Annotated in this window: 19 protein-coding genes and 1 pseudogene; 9 read left to right on the top strand and 11 right to left on the bottom strand. The window is 69.7% G+C overall.

Features of this window, described 5'->3' with window-relative positions; all coding sequences use genetic code 11:
- Nucleotides 1-3: 3 nt before the first annotated feature.
- The 7 genes and pseudogenes from IE286_RS27740 to IE286_RS05345 all read left to right on the top strand — a co-directional run bounded on the left by IE286_RS27740 (nt 4) and on the right by IE286_RS05345 (nt 5,406).
- On the top strand, nt 4-1,347 hold the full coding sequence (locus IE286_RS27740; protein WP_308115049.1) for an Imm49 family immunity protein: 1,344 nt from the start codon (nt 4-6) through the stop codon (nt 1,345-1,347).
- Nucleotides 1,348-1,384: 37 nt separating this feature from the next.
- On the top strand, nt 1,385-2,182 hold the full coding sequence (locus tag IE286_RS05370) for a hypothetical protein (RefSeq protein WP_229861978.1): 798 nt from the start codon (nt 1,385-1,387) through the stop codon (nt 2,180-2,182).
- Entirely contained in the window at nt 2,116-3,357 is a 1,242-nt protein-coding gene (locus IE286_RS05365) for a hypothetical protein (protein ID WP_189795457.1), read from the top strand. The genes IE286_RS05370 and IE286_RS05365 overlap by 67 nt, the downstream gene beginning before the upstream one ends.
- Nucleotides 3,358-3,527: 170 nt before the next feature.
- Entirely contained in the window at nt 3,528-4,379 is an 852-nt protein-coding gene (locus tag IE286_RS05360) for an immunity 49 family protein (RefSeq protein WP_189795456.1), read from the top strand.
- A gap of 65 nt (nt 4,380-4,444) precedes the next feature.
- Entirely contained in the window at nt 4,445-4,843 is a 399-nt protein-coding gene (locus IE286_RS05355) for a hypothetical protein (RefSeq protein WP_189795455.1), read from the top strand.
- Nucleotides 4,844-5,075: 232 nt separating this feature from the next.
- Nucleotides 5,076-5,240, top strand: a pseudogene (locus IE286_RS27855) (SUKH-3 domain-containing protein); the annotation flags it as partial.
- Between the two features lie 13 nt (nt 5,241-5,253).
- On the top strand, nt 5,254-5,406 hold the full coding sequence (locus IE286_RS05345) for a DUF397 domain-containing protein (protein ID WP_189795454.1): 153 nt from the start codon (nt 5,254-5,256) through the stop codon (nt 5,404-5,406).
- Nucleotides 5,407-5,552: 146 nt separating this feature from the next.
- Here IE286_RS05345 and IE286_RS05340 read toward each other — a convergent pair whose 3' ends face one another.
- The 5 genes from IE286_RS05340 to IE286_RS05320 all read right to left on the bottom strand — a co-directional run bounded on the left by IE286_RS05340 (nt 5,553) and on the right by IE286_RS05320 (nt 11,197).
- Nucleotides 5,553-8,204: a SpoIIE family protein phosphatase gene (locus IE286_RS05340; RefSeq protein ID WP_189795453.1), complete on the bottom strand. Its 2,652-nt coding sequence runs from the start codon at nt 8,202-8,204 to the stop codon at nt 5,553-5,555.
- Between the two features lie 402 nt (nt 8,205-8,606).
- Entirely contained in the window at nt 8,607-9,098 is a 492-nt protein-coding gene (locus IE286_RS05335) for an ATP-binding protein (RefSeq protein WP_189795452.1), read from the bottom strand.
- 65 nt (nt 9,099-9,163) lie between these two features.
- Nucleotides 9,164-9,577 (bottom strand): (deoxy)nucleoside triphosphate pyrophosphohydrolase, encoded by a 414-nt coding sequence (locus tag IE286_RS05330; RefSeq protein WP_189795451.1) that lies wholly within the window; start codon nt 9,575-9,577, stop codon nt 9,164-9,166.
- A gap of 113 nt (nt 9,578-9,690) precedes the next feature.
- Nucleotides 9,691-9,888: an SPOR domain-containing protein gene (locus IE286_RS05325; protein WP_189795450.1), complete on the bottom strand. Its 198-nt coding sequence runs from the start codon at nt 9,886-9,888 to the stop codon at nt 9,691-9,693.
- A 556-nt stretch (nt 9,889-10,444) separates the two neighbouring features.
- Entirely contained in the window at nt 10,445-11,197 is a 753-nt protein-coding gene (locus tag IE286_RS05320; RefSeq protein WP_189795449.1) for a GntR family transcriptional regulator, read from the bottom strand.
- Nucleotides 11,198-11,351: 154 nt separating this feature from the next.
- On the opposite strand from IE286_RS05320, the gene IE286_RS05315 reads away from it, so the two are divergent.
- A complete protein-coding gene (locus IE286_RS05315) occupies nt 11,352-12,455 on the top strand; it encodes a pyridoxal-phosphate dependent enzyme (RefSeq protein ID WP_189795448.1) in 1,104 nt (367 codons plus the stop codon).
- Between the two features lie 196 nt (nt 12,456-12,651).
- Here IE286_RS05315 and IE286_RS05310 read toward each other — a convergent pair whose 3' ends face one another.
- From IE286_RS05310 to ychF, 4 genes are all read right to left on the bottom strand, one after another.
- The gene (locus tag IE286_RS05310; protein ID WP_189795447.1) at nt 12,652-12,867 is read right to left on the bottom strand and encodes a hypothetical protein; all 216 of its coding nucleotides are present in this window, start codon (nt 12,865-12,867) and stop codon (nt 12,652-12,654) included.
- 58 nt (nt 12,868-12,925) lie between these two features.
- Nucleotides 12,926-13,207 carry an ATP-binding cassette domain-containing protein gene (locus tag IE286_RS27735; protein ID WP_373312676.1) on the bottom strand — a complete coding sequence of 94 codons (282 nt, stop codon included), beginning with the start codon at nt 13,205-13,207 and terminating at the stop codon, nt 12,926-12,928.
- Nucleotides 13,208-13,384: 177 nt separating this feature from the next.
- A complete protein-coding gene (locus IE286_RS05300; protein ID WP_189795445.1) occupies nt 13,385-13,765 on the bottom strand; it encodes an aminotransferase class IV in 381 nt (126 codons plus the stop codon).
- 209 nt (nt 13,766-13,974) lie between these two features.
- Nucleotides 13,975-15,063, bottom strand: coding sequence for a redox-regulated ATPase YchF (gene ychF / locus IE286_RS05295; protein WP_189795444.1), 1,089 nt, complete (start codon nt 15,061-15,063; stop codon nt 13,975-13,977).
- Between the two features lie 351 nt (nt 15,064-15,414).
- Between ychF and IE286_RS05290 the strand changes: the two genes are divergently transcribed.
- Nucleotides 15,415-15,861: a DUF6542 domain-containing protein gene (locus IE286_RS05290; RefSeq protein WP_229861977.1), complete on the top strand. Its 447-nt coding sequence runs from the start codon at nt 15,415-15,417 to the stop codon at nt 15,859-15,861.
- Nucleotides 15,862-15,927: 66 nt separating this feature from the next.
- Here the strand turns inward: IE286_RS05290 and ppgK are convergent, their stop codons facing one another.
- Both ppgK and IE286_RS05280 read right to left on the bottom strand, forming a co-directional pair.
- Entirely contained in the window at nt 15,928-16,674 is a 747-nt protein-coding gene (gene ppgK, locus IE286_RS05285) for a polyphosphate--glucose phosphotransferase (protein ID WP_189795443.1), read from the bottom strand.
- A 77-nt stretch (nt 16,675-16,751) separates the two neighbouring features.
- Nucleotides 16,752-17,759 (bottom strand): 4-hydroxy-3-methylbut-2-enyl diphosphate reductase, encoded by a 1,008-nt coding sequence (locus IE286_RS05280; RefSeq protein ID WP_189795442.1) that lies wholly within the window; start codon nt 17,757-17,759, stop codon nt 16,752-16,754.
- Nucleotides 17,760-17,922 lie beyond the last annotated feature (163 nt).

The following is a 17,922-nucleotide window of genomic DNA, read 5'->3' as shown; positions in this document are numbered from 1 at the left end:
GAGGTGCACGAAAGCAAGGCCGCATACCGCGAGTCACATGTTCGCATGCGGGACGTTTCGGAGGCCTTTGGTGAACCCGTAGCGGAACATCACGTCATTCCAGAGCACTATCCGAATGCTGTCCGGGAGCCTCTCGACGGCCCGCTCAATGGAAACGACCAGTTCGACCAGGTATGGCGTCGCGAGGACGGCGGTTATGTTGTAGTCGAAGCCAAGAGCAGCGTCGACACTGATTTGGGAGCTCGCAACCTGCCGGACGGCAGGCGGGTGTCCCAGGGGACAAGGGGTTACTTCCTCGATATCATCCGCGAAATGGAGGAACGCGGCAAGAAGAACCCTCGCGAGAGGGAATTGGCGCGGAATCTCCGGAAGGCGCTGCAACAAGGGAAAGTGGACTACATAGTCGTCAAGGGCGAGAAGAACACAGGTCGGTACACTGGCTACCACATGCGCCAGTTCGACATTTCTCCCGAAGGGAAACGCTTTGTGACAGTCACCATCCCTCGACACAGCTCGCCAGGACCAGATGACGAGGGCTACGCCGAAGCTCTCGGACGCTACGTGGTCGAAGATGTCGAAGACCTCGAAGGTTCACCCGAGTCCATGGACCTGGTATTGAACACAGCCGTGCTCCATGTCCATGCTCGTTGTGCCGTAGATCCGCGAGCTGCCAGATTGGAGACGTGGGAGGCGGTGGTCACCGCCCTGCAGATCTACTCCGCCCTCTACGCGGTGACCAGCACGAACGAAGGCACCGTGCGGTGCCGCATCGCTCACAAAGTCCGCACCCTGCCGGCCATCGGACCGCGCACCTACGCAAGCGCCGGCAACTGGCTCACCGCCTTCTGGCTCGCCGTCATCTGCCGCGACCAGAACCGTCTGACACACCTGTGCGAAGTACCGCTGGAACAACTACGGGCACCCGATGGGACATACGACGAGTACATCTACCACTGGGTCGCGGCTTTGCAGGCCTACTGGCTACAGCGCCCCGGACTGGTGGAACACCTGACAGAAGCACTACGCCGCTCCCACCCCGAAACCACCCGCATCGCCCCCAGCGACCTGCTGCAACACATCCTTTATCCCCCGATCAACCTCTTCTACCGCTTCCTCCAGCACGACGAACCCGGCTTCAACCAAGCCCTCGCAGAGTCCGTGCACCTGCACAACGCCTACTGGACAGCCGACCAAGACCGAACCGACAGCCCGTCCGGTATGGTCGCACTCGCTCCCCTGGCCATCGCCTGTCTGGCCTACGACGGCAACATCCCCATCGACGTCCAGACCGACTACCTCCCCAAACACCTCCTCGAACGCAGCTGGCTCGGCGAGTTCGAGATCTGAGTTGGTGTGACCGGCCACCGGGTTGGCGTTGTCGGTGATGCCCGGTACCGCCGCGTTGTTCTGGACCCTCCCCGACGACAAGCTGCCCTCCTGGATCCGTGACTCGCGCACCGCGATGAAACAGACCGGCAAGGCCCTGGTCGCCTGGGACGAGTGGAGCAAGAACCCCGCCCGCGCCGCCGGCGCCGTCACCTTCAACGTCCTCACCACCGTCTTCACCGGTGGCGCCGGCGGTGCCGCCTCGGGCGCCGGCAAAGCCGGCGCGGTCGCTCGCGCGATCTCGCTCGCCGGCAAGGCGGGCCACTTCATCGACCCCATGACCTATGTGGGCAAGGCCGCAGGTGCGGGGCTGTCGAAGATCGGCGACATCGCCAAAGGCCTCAAGGGCGTCGGCAACATCAAGATTCCCCAGCTGCCGGAGAACGCCATCACCCTGCCCGAAGGCACCGTCCACCTGCCCGACGGCACAGTGCACCTGCCGGAGGGTTCCCCGATCCCGCAGGGCGCAACCCAACTGCCCAACGGCACCGTCGAGCTGCCCCACGACGTCCCCGTGCTGCCCGAAGGCACCACCAAACTGCCCAGCGTCGACGGCTCCCCGGCCCAGTACATGGACCCGCACGGCAACCTGCTCGACCACCAGGGCACCATCGTCCAGCACGCCGACCAGGCACCCGTGGACGTCGTCGACAAACCCCGGCCCGAGTCCGGCAGCCCGGCCGCAGGCGCGAACACCCCGCACACACCCACCCCGGCCAAACACCCGCCATGGCCGCCGCGGGCGTCCACACCGCCGAACAGGCCGGCCACCACATCCGCCTCGGCACCAACCTGAGCAGCGACCTCGGCGACCTAGGCCGCATCGGCGACGACGTACCGACCACCCCCACCATCCACGCCGGCGGCGACCTGCCGAGCAGCAGCCTGGGTGACCACCTCCCCGGCGGCACAGCCGACCATCTCCCGAGCAGTCGCCTGAGCACCGATACGCCGACCAACAGCGTCGACACACACACGCACACCCCGGCTGGCACACCGGAACACACCGTTCCCGGCCCCAGAACGGACGATCCCGCTCCGGGAAGCCACACCACCGACACCGCTCCCGGCCACGACCTGCCGAGCGGCGGAAACGACTCACTGCCCGGCCATGGCTCCGAACGGCCCACGGGCGGATCCGCGCTGGATACCCCGAGCGGAGCCGGCGACGACGCGGCACACAGTGGGCACGGCACCACACAGCACGCCCGCGAAGCGGACCAACATCGTGCGGAGTACGAGGCTGCCCGTCAGAAGCCCGCCGACGAGCGCACGCCCGAGGAACCTGCAGCCATTACGCGGGAACACGTCCGGCTGGCCAACGAGGATCCTGCCTGGCGCGCGGAGCACTACGACAAGTGGAGACTGGGCAAGCGCAACCAAGCCGAAGAACTGGTCGATGGCCAGCTCCTGCCCAAGCTGGTCGAGAAACCAGACGGCACCTGGATAACCGCGGACGACCTACCGTACGCGAACCCGGAGCAGTACCACCTCGAAGACGTGGTGCGCGGCCGGGACACGGTAGACCCGAACGCACTCGCCCATCTGGACAAAGTTTCCGCCAAACGCTTCGCAGGCATGCAGCTCACCAACGCGGAGAAAGCCTTCGAAGCCAACCCAACAGACGAGACCGCACACGCACTGGCTCAAGCACAAGAGCATCTCAATCAAGTTGTTGGTGAAGGCGTTTCGAATAACAGCGAGCGCGGCGAGAAGCTCGGCGAGGAAGCAGCGCGCCACCACATGATGAAGGAGGCTTTTCCGGAGCCATTGGAATCACAGACCTCCCTGAAACCCCAACAAGTCCAGGAAGTTCGACCAGCTCTGGCGGGACGAAGACGGCAACCTCATCATCGTCGAGGCGAAGGCTCCCCATGCACGCCTGGAGTGGCGGCAGGGCAACGGGCCCTTGGACAGCGGCACCATGGTGAAGCAAGGGACCATCGAGTACGTCCGTGCCATCCTGGCTGACATGAAGGCGCGGGGCCTACACTCTCCGCAGGACCTCAAGTACGCGAGGGAGATACAGGCAGCCCTAGCGAATAAAACTTTGAAGTACGTACTCGTTCAAGCAACAGAAAATTCCGGTCGGTACGCCGGAGCCACACTCAAGCATTTCAAGATTTTCTGAGGACTCCGCGTTGGTTTCAACCATCCCCCGCCACCAATTTCCCACAGAAAACACGGAAGAGGGTCTCGCCCTTCTTCGAGAAACCGCACAAGAGGAGATCGACGCACTGGAAGAGTCCTCCACCGGACTGGGCGACGCTTTCCAAACCTGCCTGATTTTGGCGCATTCGCACTTCCTACTGGATCCGAGGGCAGCGATCTTCCCCACATGGGATGCGTGGGTGACCGCCATGCAGGTTGGTTCTGCCGTGTTCGCTGCCGCGACCACGACCGAACCCCATGTGCAATGTCGCATTGCCCACAAAGACCGTACTCTGCAAGCGACCGGGCCGCAGTGGTACGTCAACCCTTCCACCTGGATCAACGCCCTTTACCTGGCTGTGGCATGCCGCGAGAAGGACCGTATCAACGCCCTGTGCCGGGTACCTGTGTCCCTGCTCCGGGAGAACGGGTCGCGTTTCGAGGAGTACCAGTACGCCTGGGTTGAAACCCTGCAGGCGTACTGGCGAGGTGACATGGACCTCGTCCGGAAGCTGGTGGCCGCTGTTGACGCAACCGACCCGCGGTCCGTCGCCGACCCGGAAGCCGTGAGCAAGATCGTCTACCCGCCGATGGAACTGTTCCATCGCTTCATCCGGAAGGACGACGCCGGTTTCAACCAGGCACTCCTCAACGCCCTCCGGTGGCACAAGGAGTACTGGAGCGAGGAAAGCCGAGCACTGCACGCCACCGGCCTCGTGGCACTCGGACCACTCGCCATGGTCTGCATCGCCTACGACGCCGGCATGCCCATCGAAGGCGAATCCGACTACCTGCCCGCTGTTCTCATCAAGCGCAACTGGTGCGGCGAGTTCCCCACCTGAACGGTCCACAAACACACCAGCCGGAGTACCTCGTGATCGAAATCACTGCCGTCGTTTCATAGACCGTGAGCATTACCATCCCACGTCACAGCTCGCCAGGATCAGATGACGAGGGCTACGCCAAAGCTCTCGGACGCTACGTGGTCGAGGATGTCGAAGACCTCGAAGGTTCACCCGAGTCCATGGACCTGGTGCTGAACACAGCCATGCTCCATGTCCATGCTCGTTGTGCCGTAGATCCGCGAGCTGCCAAATCGGAGACGTGGGAGGCGGTGGTCACCGCCATGCAAATCCACTCCGCCCTCTACGCGGTGACAAGCACGAACGAAGGCACCGTGCGGTGCCGCATCGTTCACAAAGTCCGCACCCTGCCGGCCATCGGACCGCGCACCTACGCAAGCGCCGGCAACCGGCTCACACCGCCTTCTGACTTGCCGTCATTTGCCGCGACCACAACGGCCTGACGCATTTGTGTGAAGTTCCGCTGGATCAATGGGGCTCGCGGCGTCATGCACACAAGGCTCATTCACGGGAAACTCGGCATAAGGAAAGACGGCACAACCTTGTCACACAACGATTATCTCCCGCCATGTGCCACATGCGAGCACGTCCTTTCAGCGCTCGGCATACACGCTCACTGAAGCAGCGAAGCGTAACTCTCGCCACACGCAGGAAGTAACACAGATTGAGGCGACAATGAGCGTCGATGACCTGACACCAGAAATGTCGGCATGGTTGACGAAACACGGCTGGTTCCCCGGCCGCGACATCGGCCAAGAAGCAGACACTATGATCAGCCTTCGACTCAGAGACGCCGAGCGGCGGGGATACCCGCTAACCATCTTCCTTGAGGCCAGGAATTTTATTCGGACCTATGGCTTACGCATGTGTCGAGGTCGCTCACCTCGACACCCGCACAGCCGTCCGCGACTCCAAGACCCCCACCCGAGCCACTCTCACCTTCCCTGCGGACACTTTCAGGGCCTTTATCGACGCGCTCAAGGAGCAGGGCGGCGAGAACCGTTGAAGAGCGGAAGGGGAAGCGGCAGCGGCTCCCTGCTCCCTCGTGGCTGACGCAGCACACAGCCCGTCGCCCGGCACACCGCATCGCGCCCCGGCCGGCGGCCGTGTGCGGAACACGTGGCCGCTGGACGGGGGCGATGCGGTGCCGTGTCAGAACAGGTTCAGCAACGCCTCCGCCGGATCCGCCAGCGGGGTGTCACCGTCGGGAAGGGGCAGTTCGAACCAGACCGTCTTGCCGTGCGGGGTGCGGCGTGAGCCCCAGGCGGCGCTGAGCAGGCCGACGAGTTGCAGGCCGCGGCCGCCCTCGTCGGTGTCGCGGGCACGGCGGCGGCGGGGCTGGACCAGGCCGGCGTCCCAGACCTCGCAGACCAGGGTGCGGTCCAGCAGGAGGCGGAGTCTGATCTCGCCCTCGCCGTAGCGGAGGGCGTTGGTGACCAGTTCGCTGACGAGGAGCTCTGTGGTGTCCACCAGGGGTTCGAGGTCCCAGGAGAGGAGCTTGCCGCGGGCCAGTTCGCGGGCGCGGCCGACGCTGCGGGGCTCGCGGGGCAGGACCCAGTCGCCGACGGACGCGGCGGGCAGGCCCTGGACGCGGGCCATGAGCAGGGCGATGTCGTCCTCGCCGTGGTGGCTGCCGAGGGTGTTGAGGACGTGGTCGCAGACGTCCTCCAGGGGGCGGTCGGAGTCGGTGAGGGCGCCCACGAAGGCCTGCAGGCCTTCGTCGAGGGGGTGGTCGCGGGATTCGACCAGGCCGTCGGTGTAGAGGGCGAGCAGGGAGCCCTCGGGCAGTTCGACCGTCACTTCCTCGAACGGTTCGCCGCCCACGCCGAGGGGCATGCCGGGCGGGACGTCGAGTGTCCTCGCCCGTGCGCCGGGTGCGACGAGCACCGGGGGGAGGTGGCCGGCGTTGGCGAAGGTGCACTGGCGGGTGACGGAGTCGTAGACGGCGTAGATGCAGGTGGCGAGGTACACCTCGGACAGGTCGGCCTCGCGGGGGCGGCGGGCGGCGCGGGTGGCCTGCTGGACGCCTCCGGGGGCGCCGAGGCCGCGGGCGATCTCGTCGAGGTGGGAGAGCACCTCGGCGGGTTCGAGGTCGAGCTGGGCCAGGGTGCGCACGGCGGTGCGCAGTTCGCCCATCGCGACCGCGGCGCGCAGGCCGCGGCCCATGACGTCGCCGACGACGAGGGCGGTGCGGTGGCCGGGGAGTTCGATGACGTCGAACCAGTCGCCGCCGACCTCGCTGGGCCGGCCGGTGGCCGCGTTGCCGGGCCGGTAGCGGCAGGCGATGTCCAGGCCGGAGGCCTCCGGGTCGCCGGGCGGCAGCAGGGAGCGCTGCAGGATGAGCGCGCGTTCGTGTTCGCGCCGGTACAGGCGGGCGTTGTCGATGCACACCGCGGCGCGGGCGGCGAGTTCCACGGCCAGGTCGCGGTCGCGCTGGCCGAAGGGTTCGCTGCCCTTGGTGCGGGCGAACTGGGCGAGTCCGACGACGGTGTCGTGGGCGACCATCGGGACGGCCAGGGTGTGCTGCACCAGGCCGCCTTCCTCGCCGGGCACCAGCTGCGGGCGGGCGGTGCGCAGGGCGTGGGCGCAGCGGGAGTGGAAGGGGTAGTGGTGGACGGAGCCCACCTCGACGGGTTCGCCGGTGGCGGCGAAGGGTGCTCCGGCGACGGCGCTGGCGTAGGCGACGCGGCGCAGTTCGGCGCTGCCGTCGGCGAGTCCGTGCGGGGTCTCGTCGCCGGTGAGCAGGCCCTGGTAGAGGTCGACGGTGGCCAGGTCGCAGAAGCCGGGGACGACGACGTCCAGCAGTTCGCGGGCAGTGGTCTCCAGGTCGAGGGAGTTGCCGATGCGGGCGCCGGCCTCGTTGAGGAGGGCCAGGTTGCGGCGTGCGGCGGCGGCCTCGCGGGCGGCGGCGCGGCGGGCGGTGACGTCGGTGGCGAGCCAGGCGATGCCGATGGGCCGGCCGCTGCCGCTGTGGACCCGGTAGAGGTTGACGGACCAGTGGCGGCGTTCGTCGGAGCCGGGCACGAAGCCGGTGACGCTCATGTCCGTGATGGACTCGCCGGTGCGCAGGACCCGGCGCAGTATGGCGGTGACCCTCTCGCCCTCCGCGCGGGACAGGTAGTCGTGGACGCTCTTGCCGCGATGGTCGTCGGGGGTGCCGCCGAAGAGGGAGGCGAAGCGTTTGTTGGCGCGGCGGATCCGCAGGTCGGTGTCGATGAGCAGGAAGGCGAACGGAGATTGACCGAAAATCGCCTGTGAGGCGGCGAGGTCGGTCTCGATGCTGCGCAGGGTGTGGACGTCGACGACGATGCAGACGGCGCCGCGGTCGCCTTCGGCGGTGCGCGTGGGCATGACGTACACCTCGGCCAGTCCGCGCAGGCCCTGCCGGGTGCGGTTCGGGCGGTGCGTGCCGTCGGTGCGCGGGCTCCGGGTGCCGTACGGGCGGTCGGGGAACCGGAAGGGGACGACCCCGGTCCACTCCCGTCCGTCGAGGATCTCGGCCATCTTGCGCTGTCCGCGTTCACGCAGGTCGGGGTCGATGAACGCCTCGATCGGGTCCATGCCGAGGGCGCGCTCGGCGGGGATGCCGAACAGCTGCTCGGCGCGCAGGCTCCACTGGTCGACGAGCCCGTCCGGGCCGATGGAGAAGGACGCCGCCTTGATGTAGTCGTAGATGGAGCCGGGCGGGCTGCTCTGCCACATCGTGTCCGCGGGCGGCGTCCGTTCGGCGCTGCCGCCCGCGGTGTTCCTCGCGCCGTCCGACGGGTCCTCGGACTCCGTGGCCTTCGCTGGTATCTCGCTCACGCGAACCGTCCCCTCCAGCTCACCGCGTCCGGCACCGGTCACCGGGGGCGGCTGTCCGCAGTATCCAGCACTACGGCGCCGCGGAACACGGTGTTCACGATCACAGGACCGTCGCGATGCATTTCGGTCCGTTCTGTGACGACACAAAGAGTCTTCTAACCAGGTGACAGCCGGTCGAATCCCGCGGCGGTTCCACCGTCACCGAGCCGTGAACCGGCGGTCTCGGCTCGTGGTGCGCAGCTCGCCTGCGGATACGGGTCCGATCGCGGTCGTCGTGCGCCGCCGGATGGGCGTACGCCGTCGCGTCGTCAGGTGCTGTCGCGCCTTGCGGCTCGGTGCGTGCGCCGGGTGGTCTCGCGGGTGCGGGACCTGCCGGGACCGGGCCCGGCGGGTGCCCGGTCGTCAGGCGTTCCGCGTGCCGTCGTCGTGGGCGGCTTCACCGTCGGGCGCGTGGGCGTCCCCGTCGGGGGGCACGGCCAGTTCGAACCAGACCGTTTTGCCCGTTCCATCCGGGCGGGTCCCCCAGCGGCGGGAGGACGAGGCGAGCAGCTGCAGGCCGCGTCCGCTCTCGTCGTCCGGGCGGGGCCAGCGTTCGCGGGGCGGGTCGGGCCGTCCGTCGGACACCTCGACGAGCAGGGCCTCGCGCGTCCCGGAGGGGCGCACCAGTCGCAGGCCGATGGGACCGAAGGCGTGCCGCAGCGAGTTGGTGACCAGCTCGCTGACCAGGAGCACGGCGGTGTCCCCGAGGCTGGTGTCCAGCTCCCAGCAGCGCAGCTGCCCCCGGACGGCGGCACGGGCCGAGCGCACCGCGCCGGGGTCCGCGCGGAAGGTCCACTCGGCGCGGTCTTCTTCGGTGTCGATCACACCGATCACTTCCCAGGCCAGCGACCCCACCCATGCCTCGCCACATGGGGACTAACAGGCACATACCCGGCATACGGTGCTCAGTACCGCTCGGATCACCGTTCCGTGGGACTCATCGTGTTCTCGAGCACCGCCCGCACCGCGGGGACGTCCTGGGGCAGCCAGGGGACGCTCCAGATGTCGGACGGCTGGAGCCAGCGCAGCTCGTCGTGGTCCTGCAGCGGTCGCGGAGCGGCGGAGCCGGGGCGCAGGCGAGCGGTCCACACCCACATCTCGTACGGGGGCTTCAGGGGCCAGCTGCCCGGTATCCGGTCGACGGTCTCGGCGTCGACCCCCAGCTCCTCGTGCAGCTCGCGCACCAGCGCCGCCTCGGGCTTCTCACCGGGCTCCACCTTGCCGCCGGGCAGTTCCCAGCCGCCGGCCGCCTCAGGGGGTGCGCTGCGGCGTGCGGCGAGCAGCCGGCCGCCGTCGAGGAGGGCGGCACCCACCACCAGGATTCGTTCGGTCACGCCTGGAGCCTACGCAGGCGTCGCCGGCCGCGGTGAGGCACCGGCCGGTCAGCGGCAGGATCCGGCGGATCCGCGGGTGACCGCCGGGGGTGCCGGTGGCCGGACCGGGGCGGTCAGCCCTCGGTGTCCGTTCCGGAGCCGTTCTGCCCGATGCGCTCGACCCAGTAGAGCTGCTTGTGGCCGCGCCGGTCGAGGCTGTCCGCCATCCGCTGGGCCTCGGCGCGGGTGGCGTACCTGCCCACGCTGTAGCGATTGCCGTTGTCGTCCTGACGGACGACGAGCCAGGGAAGAGTGATCGTGCCGTCGTTCATCCCGCCCCAATGCTCCTTCCGCCCCGCGAGCCCCGCGCTCGCGAGCGGCTTCGCCGCGCCGTGCCCGCGACGGAAACCGCATTACGCATATGCCCGAGCCTACGCCTGGCCTTCACTCAGCGAACACGGATTTTCACGAACGGGTCGGCAACCGGCCACCGGACGGGGGCGCACACAACCGAGCGCGCCGCCCGGCACATGCGCGGACGCTGTTCCGTATGCGCCCCGGCAGGTAGCGGCGACCTGCGAGAACGACCGGAATCCTTCGCCCCGCGGGCATGCCTCGGCGGAACGGGACGGTGAACGCGCGGCGGTGGGCGCGTGAACGGCGCACGCCGGTGGCATACGGGGGCGCGCGGGACTCGGAGACCGCCCTCGGGTCGCGGTGCGGGACAGGCTCTCGGAGCGCCGCGGCCGGAAGGCCTTCCGGTCCCACGGAGGCCTTCCGGTCTCACGGAGGCCTTCCGGTCCCACGGAGGCCTTCCGGTCGCACAAGTCCTTCCGGACACCCGTGGAGGGCAGGCCCTCGGGTCATGCGACGGGCGCGGGCGGGACCTCAGCGCACGGACAGGTGGTAGGCCACCCGGTAGCGGTCCGCGGGGATCACCACGTCCGCGGTCTCCACGGGGCGGCCGGAGGCGTAGAAGGTGCGCTGGACGACCAGGACCACATGGCCGGGCACACCGCCCAGGGTGTGCAGTTCCTCGGCCAGGCCGGGGCGGGCGCCGACCTCCTCGGTGACGTTGTCCACGATCACGTCGATGGCGCGCATGCGCTCGACCACGCCCATGCCGCCGAGGGGGCCCTCCTCGGGGAGCATGACGGGCGTGCGGCCGGTGAGGGCGAGGGGTTCCCAGGAGGTGGAGAGCATCATCGCCTCGCCGGCGGTGCGGAAGACGTACTTGGTGCACATCACGCGGTCGCCGGGCTCGATGCGCAGACGCTCGGCGACGGCGGGGCTCGCCTCGGTCTGGGCGCTGCTGGACTCCCAGGTGCCGCGCATCTCGGGGGAGGCCTGCTCCTGGCGGAACGGATTGGCTCCCGAGGCGGGGCGGAAGCCGGAGCGGGCGATGCGGCGCGGGGTGGGCCGCTCGCGCACGTACGTCCCCGAGCCGGAGCGGCCCTCGACCAGGCCCTCGGCCATCAGCACCTTGCGTGCCTCCAGGGCGACGGTGTCCGAGACGCCGTACTCCTCGCGGATCCTGGCCTGGGAGGGCAGACGGGTGTGCGGCGGCAGCAGCCCCTCGACGATCTTCCTGCGGAGGTCACTCGCGACCCGCAGATACGCCGGCTGCTCACCGAAAGCCACTGGCCACTCCCCTCGCGTCTGTACGGACAGCAACAGCGTGGCAACCACGTGTTGCGACGTGCAAGCAGAGGCCAGAGAATCACCCGATGTGATGACACGGCGTTCACGTGGCATTCCCCGGGGCGCCGGCGGGCACGTTGCGTACTCTGCGCTCATGACACCTCTGCCGGACCGTTACTGCCCCGTCGACGGCGTCCGAATCCCCGGTGACTCGCTCGCCTGGTGCTGCCCCAGCTGTCACGGCCCCCTGGAGCTGGACTTCTCCCCCACCCCGGCACCCCTGAAGTCCCTCACGGGACGCGTCAACTCCCTGTGGCGGTACGCGGAGACGCTGCCGCTGGCGTCCCCTTCGGTGTCGCTCGGCGAGGGCCGCACCCCGCTCGTGCCCCTCACCGACACGGTGTCGGCGAAGCTGGACTTCCTGATGCCGACCCTGTCGTTCAAGGACCGGGGCGCGGTGCTGCTCGCCGAGCTGGCCCGGCGCATCGGGCCGCGCCGGGTGGTCGCGGACAGCAGCGGCAACGCGGGCACGGCCATCGCCGCGTACTGCGCCCGCGCGGGTCTGGCCTGCACCGTGTACGTGCCGCTGGGCACGTCCGCGAAGAAGCTGGAGCAGATCGAGGCGCACGGCGCCCGCGCCGAGGAGGTCGACGGCGGCCGGGAGGCGGCGGGCGCGGCCGCCCGCCGTGCCGCGGACGAGCCGGATACCTTCTACGCCTCCCACGTCTTCAACCCGTACTTCCTGCACGGCACCAAGACCTATGTGCACGAGCTGTGGGAGGACATGGGCGGACGGCTGCCCGATGTGCTGGTGCTGCCGGTGGGCAACGGCACGCTGCTGCTCGGCGCGGCCCTGGCGGTGGCCGAGCTGTACGGGGCCGGGCTGCTGGACAAGCGTCCGGCGCTGTGGGCGGTGCAGGCGGCGGCCGTGGCCCCGCTGGCCGAGGCGTGGGAGCGGGGCGCCGACGAGCCGACCGGCACCACACCGGTGGCGCCGACGTACGCCGAGGGCATCGCGATCCCCCGGCCGCCGCGGGCCCGGCAGATCCTGCGCGCGGTACGGGACTCGGGCGGCACCTTCCTGACCGTCACCGAGGACCGGATCCGGCACGCCCAGGCGGACCTCGCCTCCCGCGGGCTGTACGTGGAGGCCACCGCGGCGGTGTGCTGGGCGGCCGTGCGGGAGGGCGCGCTCGCGGGCAGGTCCGCGGTGGTGCCGCTGTGCGGGGCGGGGCTGAAGTCGGGGCTCGCCCGCTGAGCGGACGGCGCGGTCACGGTGGTCATCGCGAGGCCTTTTGGACGTCACGGCCCTGCTGGGTGAGGACCATGAAGGCCTCCTCCAGGCTGTGGGGTGACCTCGATGACGTCGGAGTGGTGCTCCACGTCGGCGGCGGGCAGTCCGGTCAGCGCGGCCGCCTCGGCGATGTCGCAGACGGGCGCCGGGTGACGGCTGATCAGTTCCGGGTGACCAGGTGGCGCGGCAGGGCGTCGGAGTCGGTGGCGTCGAAGTGGTGGCGGTCGCCGCGCACCACGCAGGAGCGCACCACGGGCAGGGCCGCGACCGCCTGGGCGTCGGCCGGGCTGATCAGGCAGGAGACGGTGCGTCCGCTGAGCGAGGCGCGGATGGACGAGGCAGAGCCGTCGGCGACGACGCGGCCCCGGTCGGTCATCACGACCCGGTCGGCGAACTGGTCGGCCTTACCAGGTCGTGGGTGGCGGACATGACGGTCATGCCGCGCTGCGCGTCCTCGCGGACCGGACCGTGGCCCAGAACTCGCGGCGGGCGACGACGTCCATGCCGGCCGTCGGCTCGTCCAGCACCAGGAGGTCGGGGGCGGACAGCAGGGCGACGGCGAACCGCAGCCGCTGCTGCTCACCGCCGGAGCACTCGGCGACCCGCCGGTGCCGCAGCGCGGTGATGCCGGCGCGGGCCATGACGCCCTCGACGTCGGCACCGGGGTGCGGCGAGCCGAGCATCCGCACGGTGGCCTCGGCGGTCGGATCGGGCAGCAGTCCGCCGGACCGGAGTACCGCGGCGACCCGCGAACGCCTCGATGCTCATCCGTTGCGCCTCACGCAGCGCCCGGACCTCCAAGTCCGGTCCACCTTTCAACTGCGGCCACGCGAGACTTTTTTGAGTGAACCAACGGAAGTCCAGCGTAGTCAGGTGATCGTTACGGCGCGTCGTTACAGCGGATCTGCCGGCACCTCCGTGTACGCCCTGCGAAGAGTGTCAATGATTGGGTGATCGTCGGTCAGGGCGATGTCGTCGACTCCGCTGACGGCACGGACCCCGATCGCCGCGTTGGTCGCGAAGACGGCCTGCACAGCCGCGATATCCGCGAGCCGGACCGGCATCTCCTCGTGGGCATGGGCGTCCTTGAGGAGCTGCATCGTCACGCCTCCGAGGATGCCCGCCTCGGGCCAGATCACGCGCTTCCCGTCGAAGAAGCCGATGTTCCAGGTGCCGCCCTCGGAGACGAACGACCGCTCGTCGACGAACAACGCGTCGTCGGACCCGTCGAGCTGGGCGGCCCGTCGGTAGGAGCTGCCCGAAGAGGCCGACACTCTTCACACTCGGCAGGTCGCGGACGTACCCGCACAGAGCTGCAAGCCCCACAGTCAGCACAGAACCAGCACGGGATGGATGGGAAGGGGTGATGAGGGGTGCTCACAGGCCAGCACCAAGGTACTGCGGAGGGGGCCGATTCCCGAACGGAACGACCCCCTATGACCTGGCCATGTGCCAGGTCATGCGCGCCGTGCCATGTCACCCGTCACACGTTGAACCGGAACTCCACCACGTCCCCGTCCCGCATCACGTAGTCCTTGCCCTCCATGCGGGCCTTGCCCTTGGCGCGGGCCTCGGCGACCGAGCCGGCCTCGACCAGGTCCTCGAAGGAGATGACCTCGGCCTTGATGAAGCCCTTCTGGAAGTCGGTGTGGATCACGCCGGCGGCCTCGGGGGCGGTGGCGCCCTTCTTGATGGTCCAGGCGCGGGCCTCCTTCGGGCCCGCGGTCAGGTACGTCTGCAGGCCGAGGGTGGCGAAGCCGACGCGGGCCAGGGTGGCCAGGCCGGGCTCGTGCTGGCCGACGGACTCCAGCAGCTCCAGGGCCTCCTCCTCGTCCAGCTCGGCGAGATCCGCCTCCAGCTTGGCGTTGAGGAAGATCGCCTCGGCGGGGGCGACCAGTGCGCGCTGCTCGTTCTTGAAGTCCTCGTCGACCAGCTCCTCCTCGTCGACGTTGAAGACGTAGAGGAAGGGCTTCGTGGTCAGCAGGTGCAGGTCGTGCAGCAGCTCTGCGCGCTCGCTGCCCTGGACGATGCCGTGCGCGAAGAGCGTGTCGCCCTTGTCCAGGATCGCCTTGGCCTCCTCGACGGCCTTGACCTTCGGGGCGACGTCCTTCTTGACCCGCGCCTCCTTCTGCAGACGCGGCAGGACCTTCTCGATGGTCTGCAGGTCGGCGAGGATCAGCTCGGTGTTGATCGTCTCGATGTCGTCCTTGGGCGAGACCTTGCCGTCGACGTGGACGACGTTCTCGTCCTTGAAGGCGCGGATCACCTGGCAGATCGCGTCGGACTCGCGGATGTTCGCGAGGAACTTGTTGCCCAGGCCCTCGCCCTCGCTGGCGCCGCGCACGATGCCCGCGATGTCGACGAAGTCGACGGTGGCCGGGACGATCCGCTCCGAGTTGAAGATCGAGGCGAGCTGGGCGAGCCGGCCGTCCGGGACGCCGACGACACCGACGTTCGGCTCGATCGTGGCGAACGGGTAGTTGGCCGCCAGCACGTCGTTCTTGGTCAGGGCGTTGAACAGGGTCGACTTGCCGACGTTCGGCAGACCGACGATTCCGATCGTGAGCGACACGTTGCGAACTTCCCGTAGCTGAGGAGACTGGGGGCCAACCGGCCGATCCACCAGTCTACGGCGTGCCGCGCTCCGGCTCCCCGGCGGTTCGGACGCGGGTCCGAACCGGCCCGCGCGGCGTGTCAAACGGCCTATTCAACACATAAGCAGACCTAGGTTGGTCCAATGGAGCAGCCCAGGACGCGACCTCAGCCGTACGGACCCCGACGTGACAGGACACCGGGCCCGGCCTCCTCGCCGCCGCGCGGGCGAGGGCGCGAGCCCCGGCCGGGCGCAGCGGCCGGGGACGGCCGGGCGGGGGGACGGCGGCCGCCCGACGAGCGGCGGCCGGGCGGCACACCGCGCCCGGCGGTGCGGGAAGGACGGCCGGGCGGCGGCGCGGCGGGCGCCGGCGGTGCCATACACGGGCCGCGGCTGACGCGGGTCCGGCTGACCGGGCTGGGCGCCGGACTGTTCGGCGCGGCCGTGATGAGCGCGCTGGGCGGGCTGATCGCCCTGCTGGGCGGGGCCGGGGCCGTCTACGGCGTGCTGTATCTGCTGGTGTGCGGGGCGACCGCGCTGTGGGTGCGCCGCGCCGACCTGCTGGCCGCGCCGGTCGCCGCCCCCATCGCCTTCACCGCGGGCCTGCTGCCCCTCGCCGACGGCGACGGCTTCCTCGGCACGCTCACGGGCCTGGTGACCGCCCTGGCGGGGCAGGCGGTCTGGCTCTACGCGGGCACCGCGCTGGCGGGCGTCACGGTCCTGCTGCGCCGGGCCGCCGCCCGGCGCGGTGCCGGGGCGCGAGGGCCGGCCCGGTGAGGGGTTCGGTGGTCCCGCCGGACGAGCGGCGCACCCGCACCGGAACGCGCCGGGTGCCACCCGCCGTCAGGCGAGGTCCGCGGCCCGCATCGCCGCGCCGACGATGCCCGCGTTGTTCTGCAGCTGGGCGGGGACGATCTCGGCGCGGATGCCCTTGATGTGGGGCAGGAACTTGTGGGCCTTGCGGCTGACGCCGCCGCCGATCACGAACAGCTCGGGGCTGAAGAGCATCTCGACGTGGGCGAGGTACTTCTGCACGCGGCGCGCCCACTGCTCCCAGGACAGGTCGTGGTCGTCCCTGGCCTTGCTGGAGGCGTGTTTCTCCGCCTCGCGGTTGTCCAGCTCCAGGTGGCCCAGCTCGGTGTTGGGCACCAGGGTGCCGTCGACGAACACCGCGCTGCCGATGCCCGTGCCGAAGGTCAGCACGATCACCGTGCCGCGCCGGCCCCGGCCGGCTCCGAACCGCATCTCGGCGACGCCCGCGGCGTCCGCGTCGTTCACCACGGTCACCGGCAGGCCCCCGAGCCGGTCGGTGAACAGGGCGCGCGCGTCGGTGCCGATCCAGCTCTTGTCGACGTTGGCGGCCGTGCGCACCGTGGCGCCACCGGTGACGACGCCCGGGAACGTCAGTCCGACCGGTCCGCTCCAGCCGAAGTGCTCGACGACCTGCCGGACGCCGTCGGCCACCCCTTCGGGGGTCGCCGGGTGCGGGGTGAGCACCTTGTGGCGCTCCTGGGCGAGGTCTCCCCGTTCCAGGTCCACCGGGGCGCCCTTGATCCCCGACCCGCCGACGTCCACACCGAAGATCTGCATGGTTCCACGGTACGCCGGGTCACCGGCCGTCACGTCCGGTGTGCCCCGACCGGTCCGGGCGAGGGGCGGGGTTCCGGTCAGGCCTCCGCGACGCCCGCGCCGCCGCGCTCGGCGACCAGCTCGGCCGCCTCCGCGCGCAGGTCGCGGCGCAGCTCCTTGGGCAGGGAGAACGTGATGGACTCCTCCGCCGCCTTGACGATCTCCACGTCCTCGAAGCCGCGCTCGGCCAGCCAGGCCAGCACCTGCTCGACCAGGACCTCCGGCACGGACGCGCCCGAGGTCACGCCGACCGTGGTGACGCCCTCCAGCCAGGTCTCGTCGATCTCGTCCGCGAAGTCCACCAGGTACGCCTGGCCCGCACCGGCCAGCTTGGCGACCTCGACCAGCCGCTTGGAGTTGGAGGAGTTGCGCGAGCCGACCACGATCACCAGGTCCGCCTCGGCACCCATCTTCTTCACGGCGAGCTGGCGGTTCTGCGTGGCGTAGCAGATGTCGTCGCTGGGCGGGGAGACCAGTTGCGGGAACCGCTGCTTGAGCGCGTCGACGGTCTCCATGGTCTCGTCGACCGACAGCGTCGTCTGCGACAGCCACACCACCTTCGACGGGTCGCGCACCTCGACCTTGGCGACGTCCTCGGGGCCGTCCACCAGCTGGATGTGCTCGGGGGCCTCGCCGGAGGTGCCGATGACCTCCTCGTGGCCCTCGTGCCCGATCAGAAGGATGTCGTAGTCCTCCTTGGCGAACCGGACGGCCTCCTTGTGGACCTTGGTCACCAGCGGGCAGGTGGCGTCGATGGTGGCGAGCCTGCCGCGCTCGGCCTCCTCGCGGACGGTGGGGGCCACGCCGTGCGCCGAGAACATCACGATGTTGCCCGGCGGCACCTCCTCGGTCCGCTCGACGAAGATCGCGCCCTTCTTCTCCAGGGTCTGCACGACGTACTTGTTGTGGACGATCTCGTGCCGGACGTACACCGGAGCCCCGTACTGCTCCAGGGCCTTCTCGACGGCGATCACGGCGCGGTCCACACCGGCGCAGTAGCCACGGGGGGAGGCGAGCAGGACACGGCGGCCAGACGAAGCAGTCATGGGCCCATCGTACGGCTGCCCCCGGCGGCGAAGAGATCGCCGGGGGTGGTGCCGGGGCGGCGCGGAGTGCGCGCGTCCCCGTGCTCGCACGGGCGCGTCCCCGTGCTCGCACGGCCACGGCCCGCGGCACACGCCGGCTTGCTCCGCGCAGCCGGCGTGTGCC

Origin of the sequence: Streptomyces thermodiastaticus (assembly GCF_014656135.1) — a bacterium.
GTDB classification, from domain to species: Bacteria; Actinomycetota; Actinomycetes; order Streptomycetales; family Streptomycetaceae; genus Streptomyces; species Streptomyces thermodiastaticus.
Note: the sequence above shows the minus strand (reverse complement) of the source record. Positions and strands in the feature narration are given on the sequence as shown.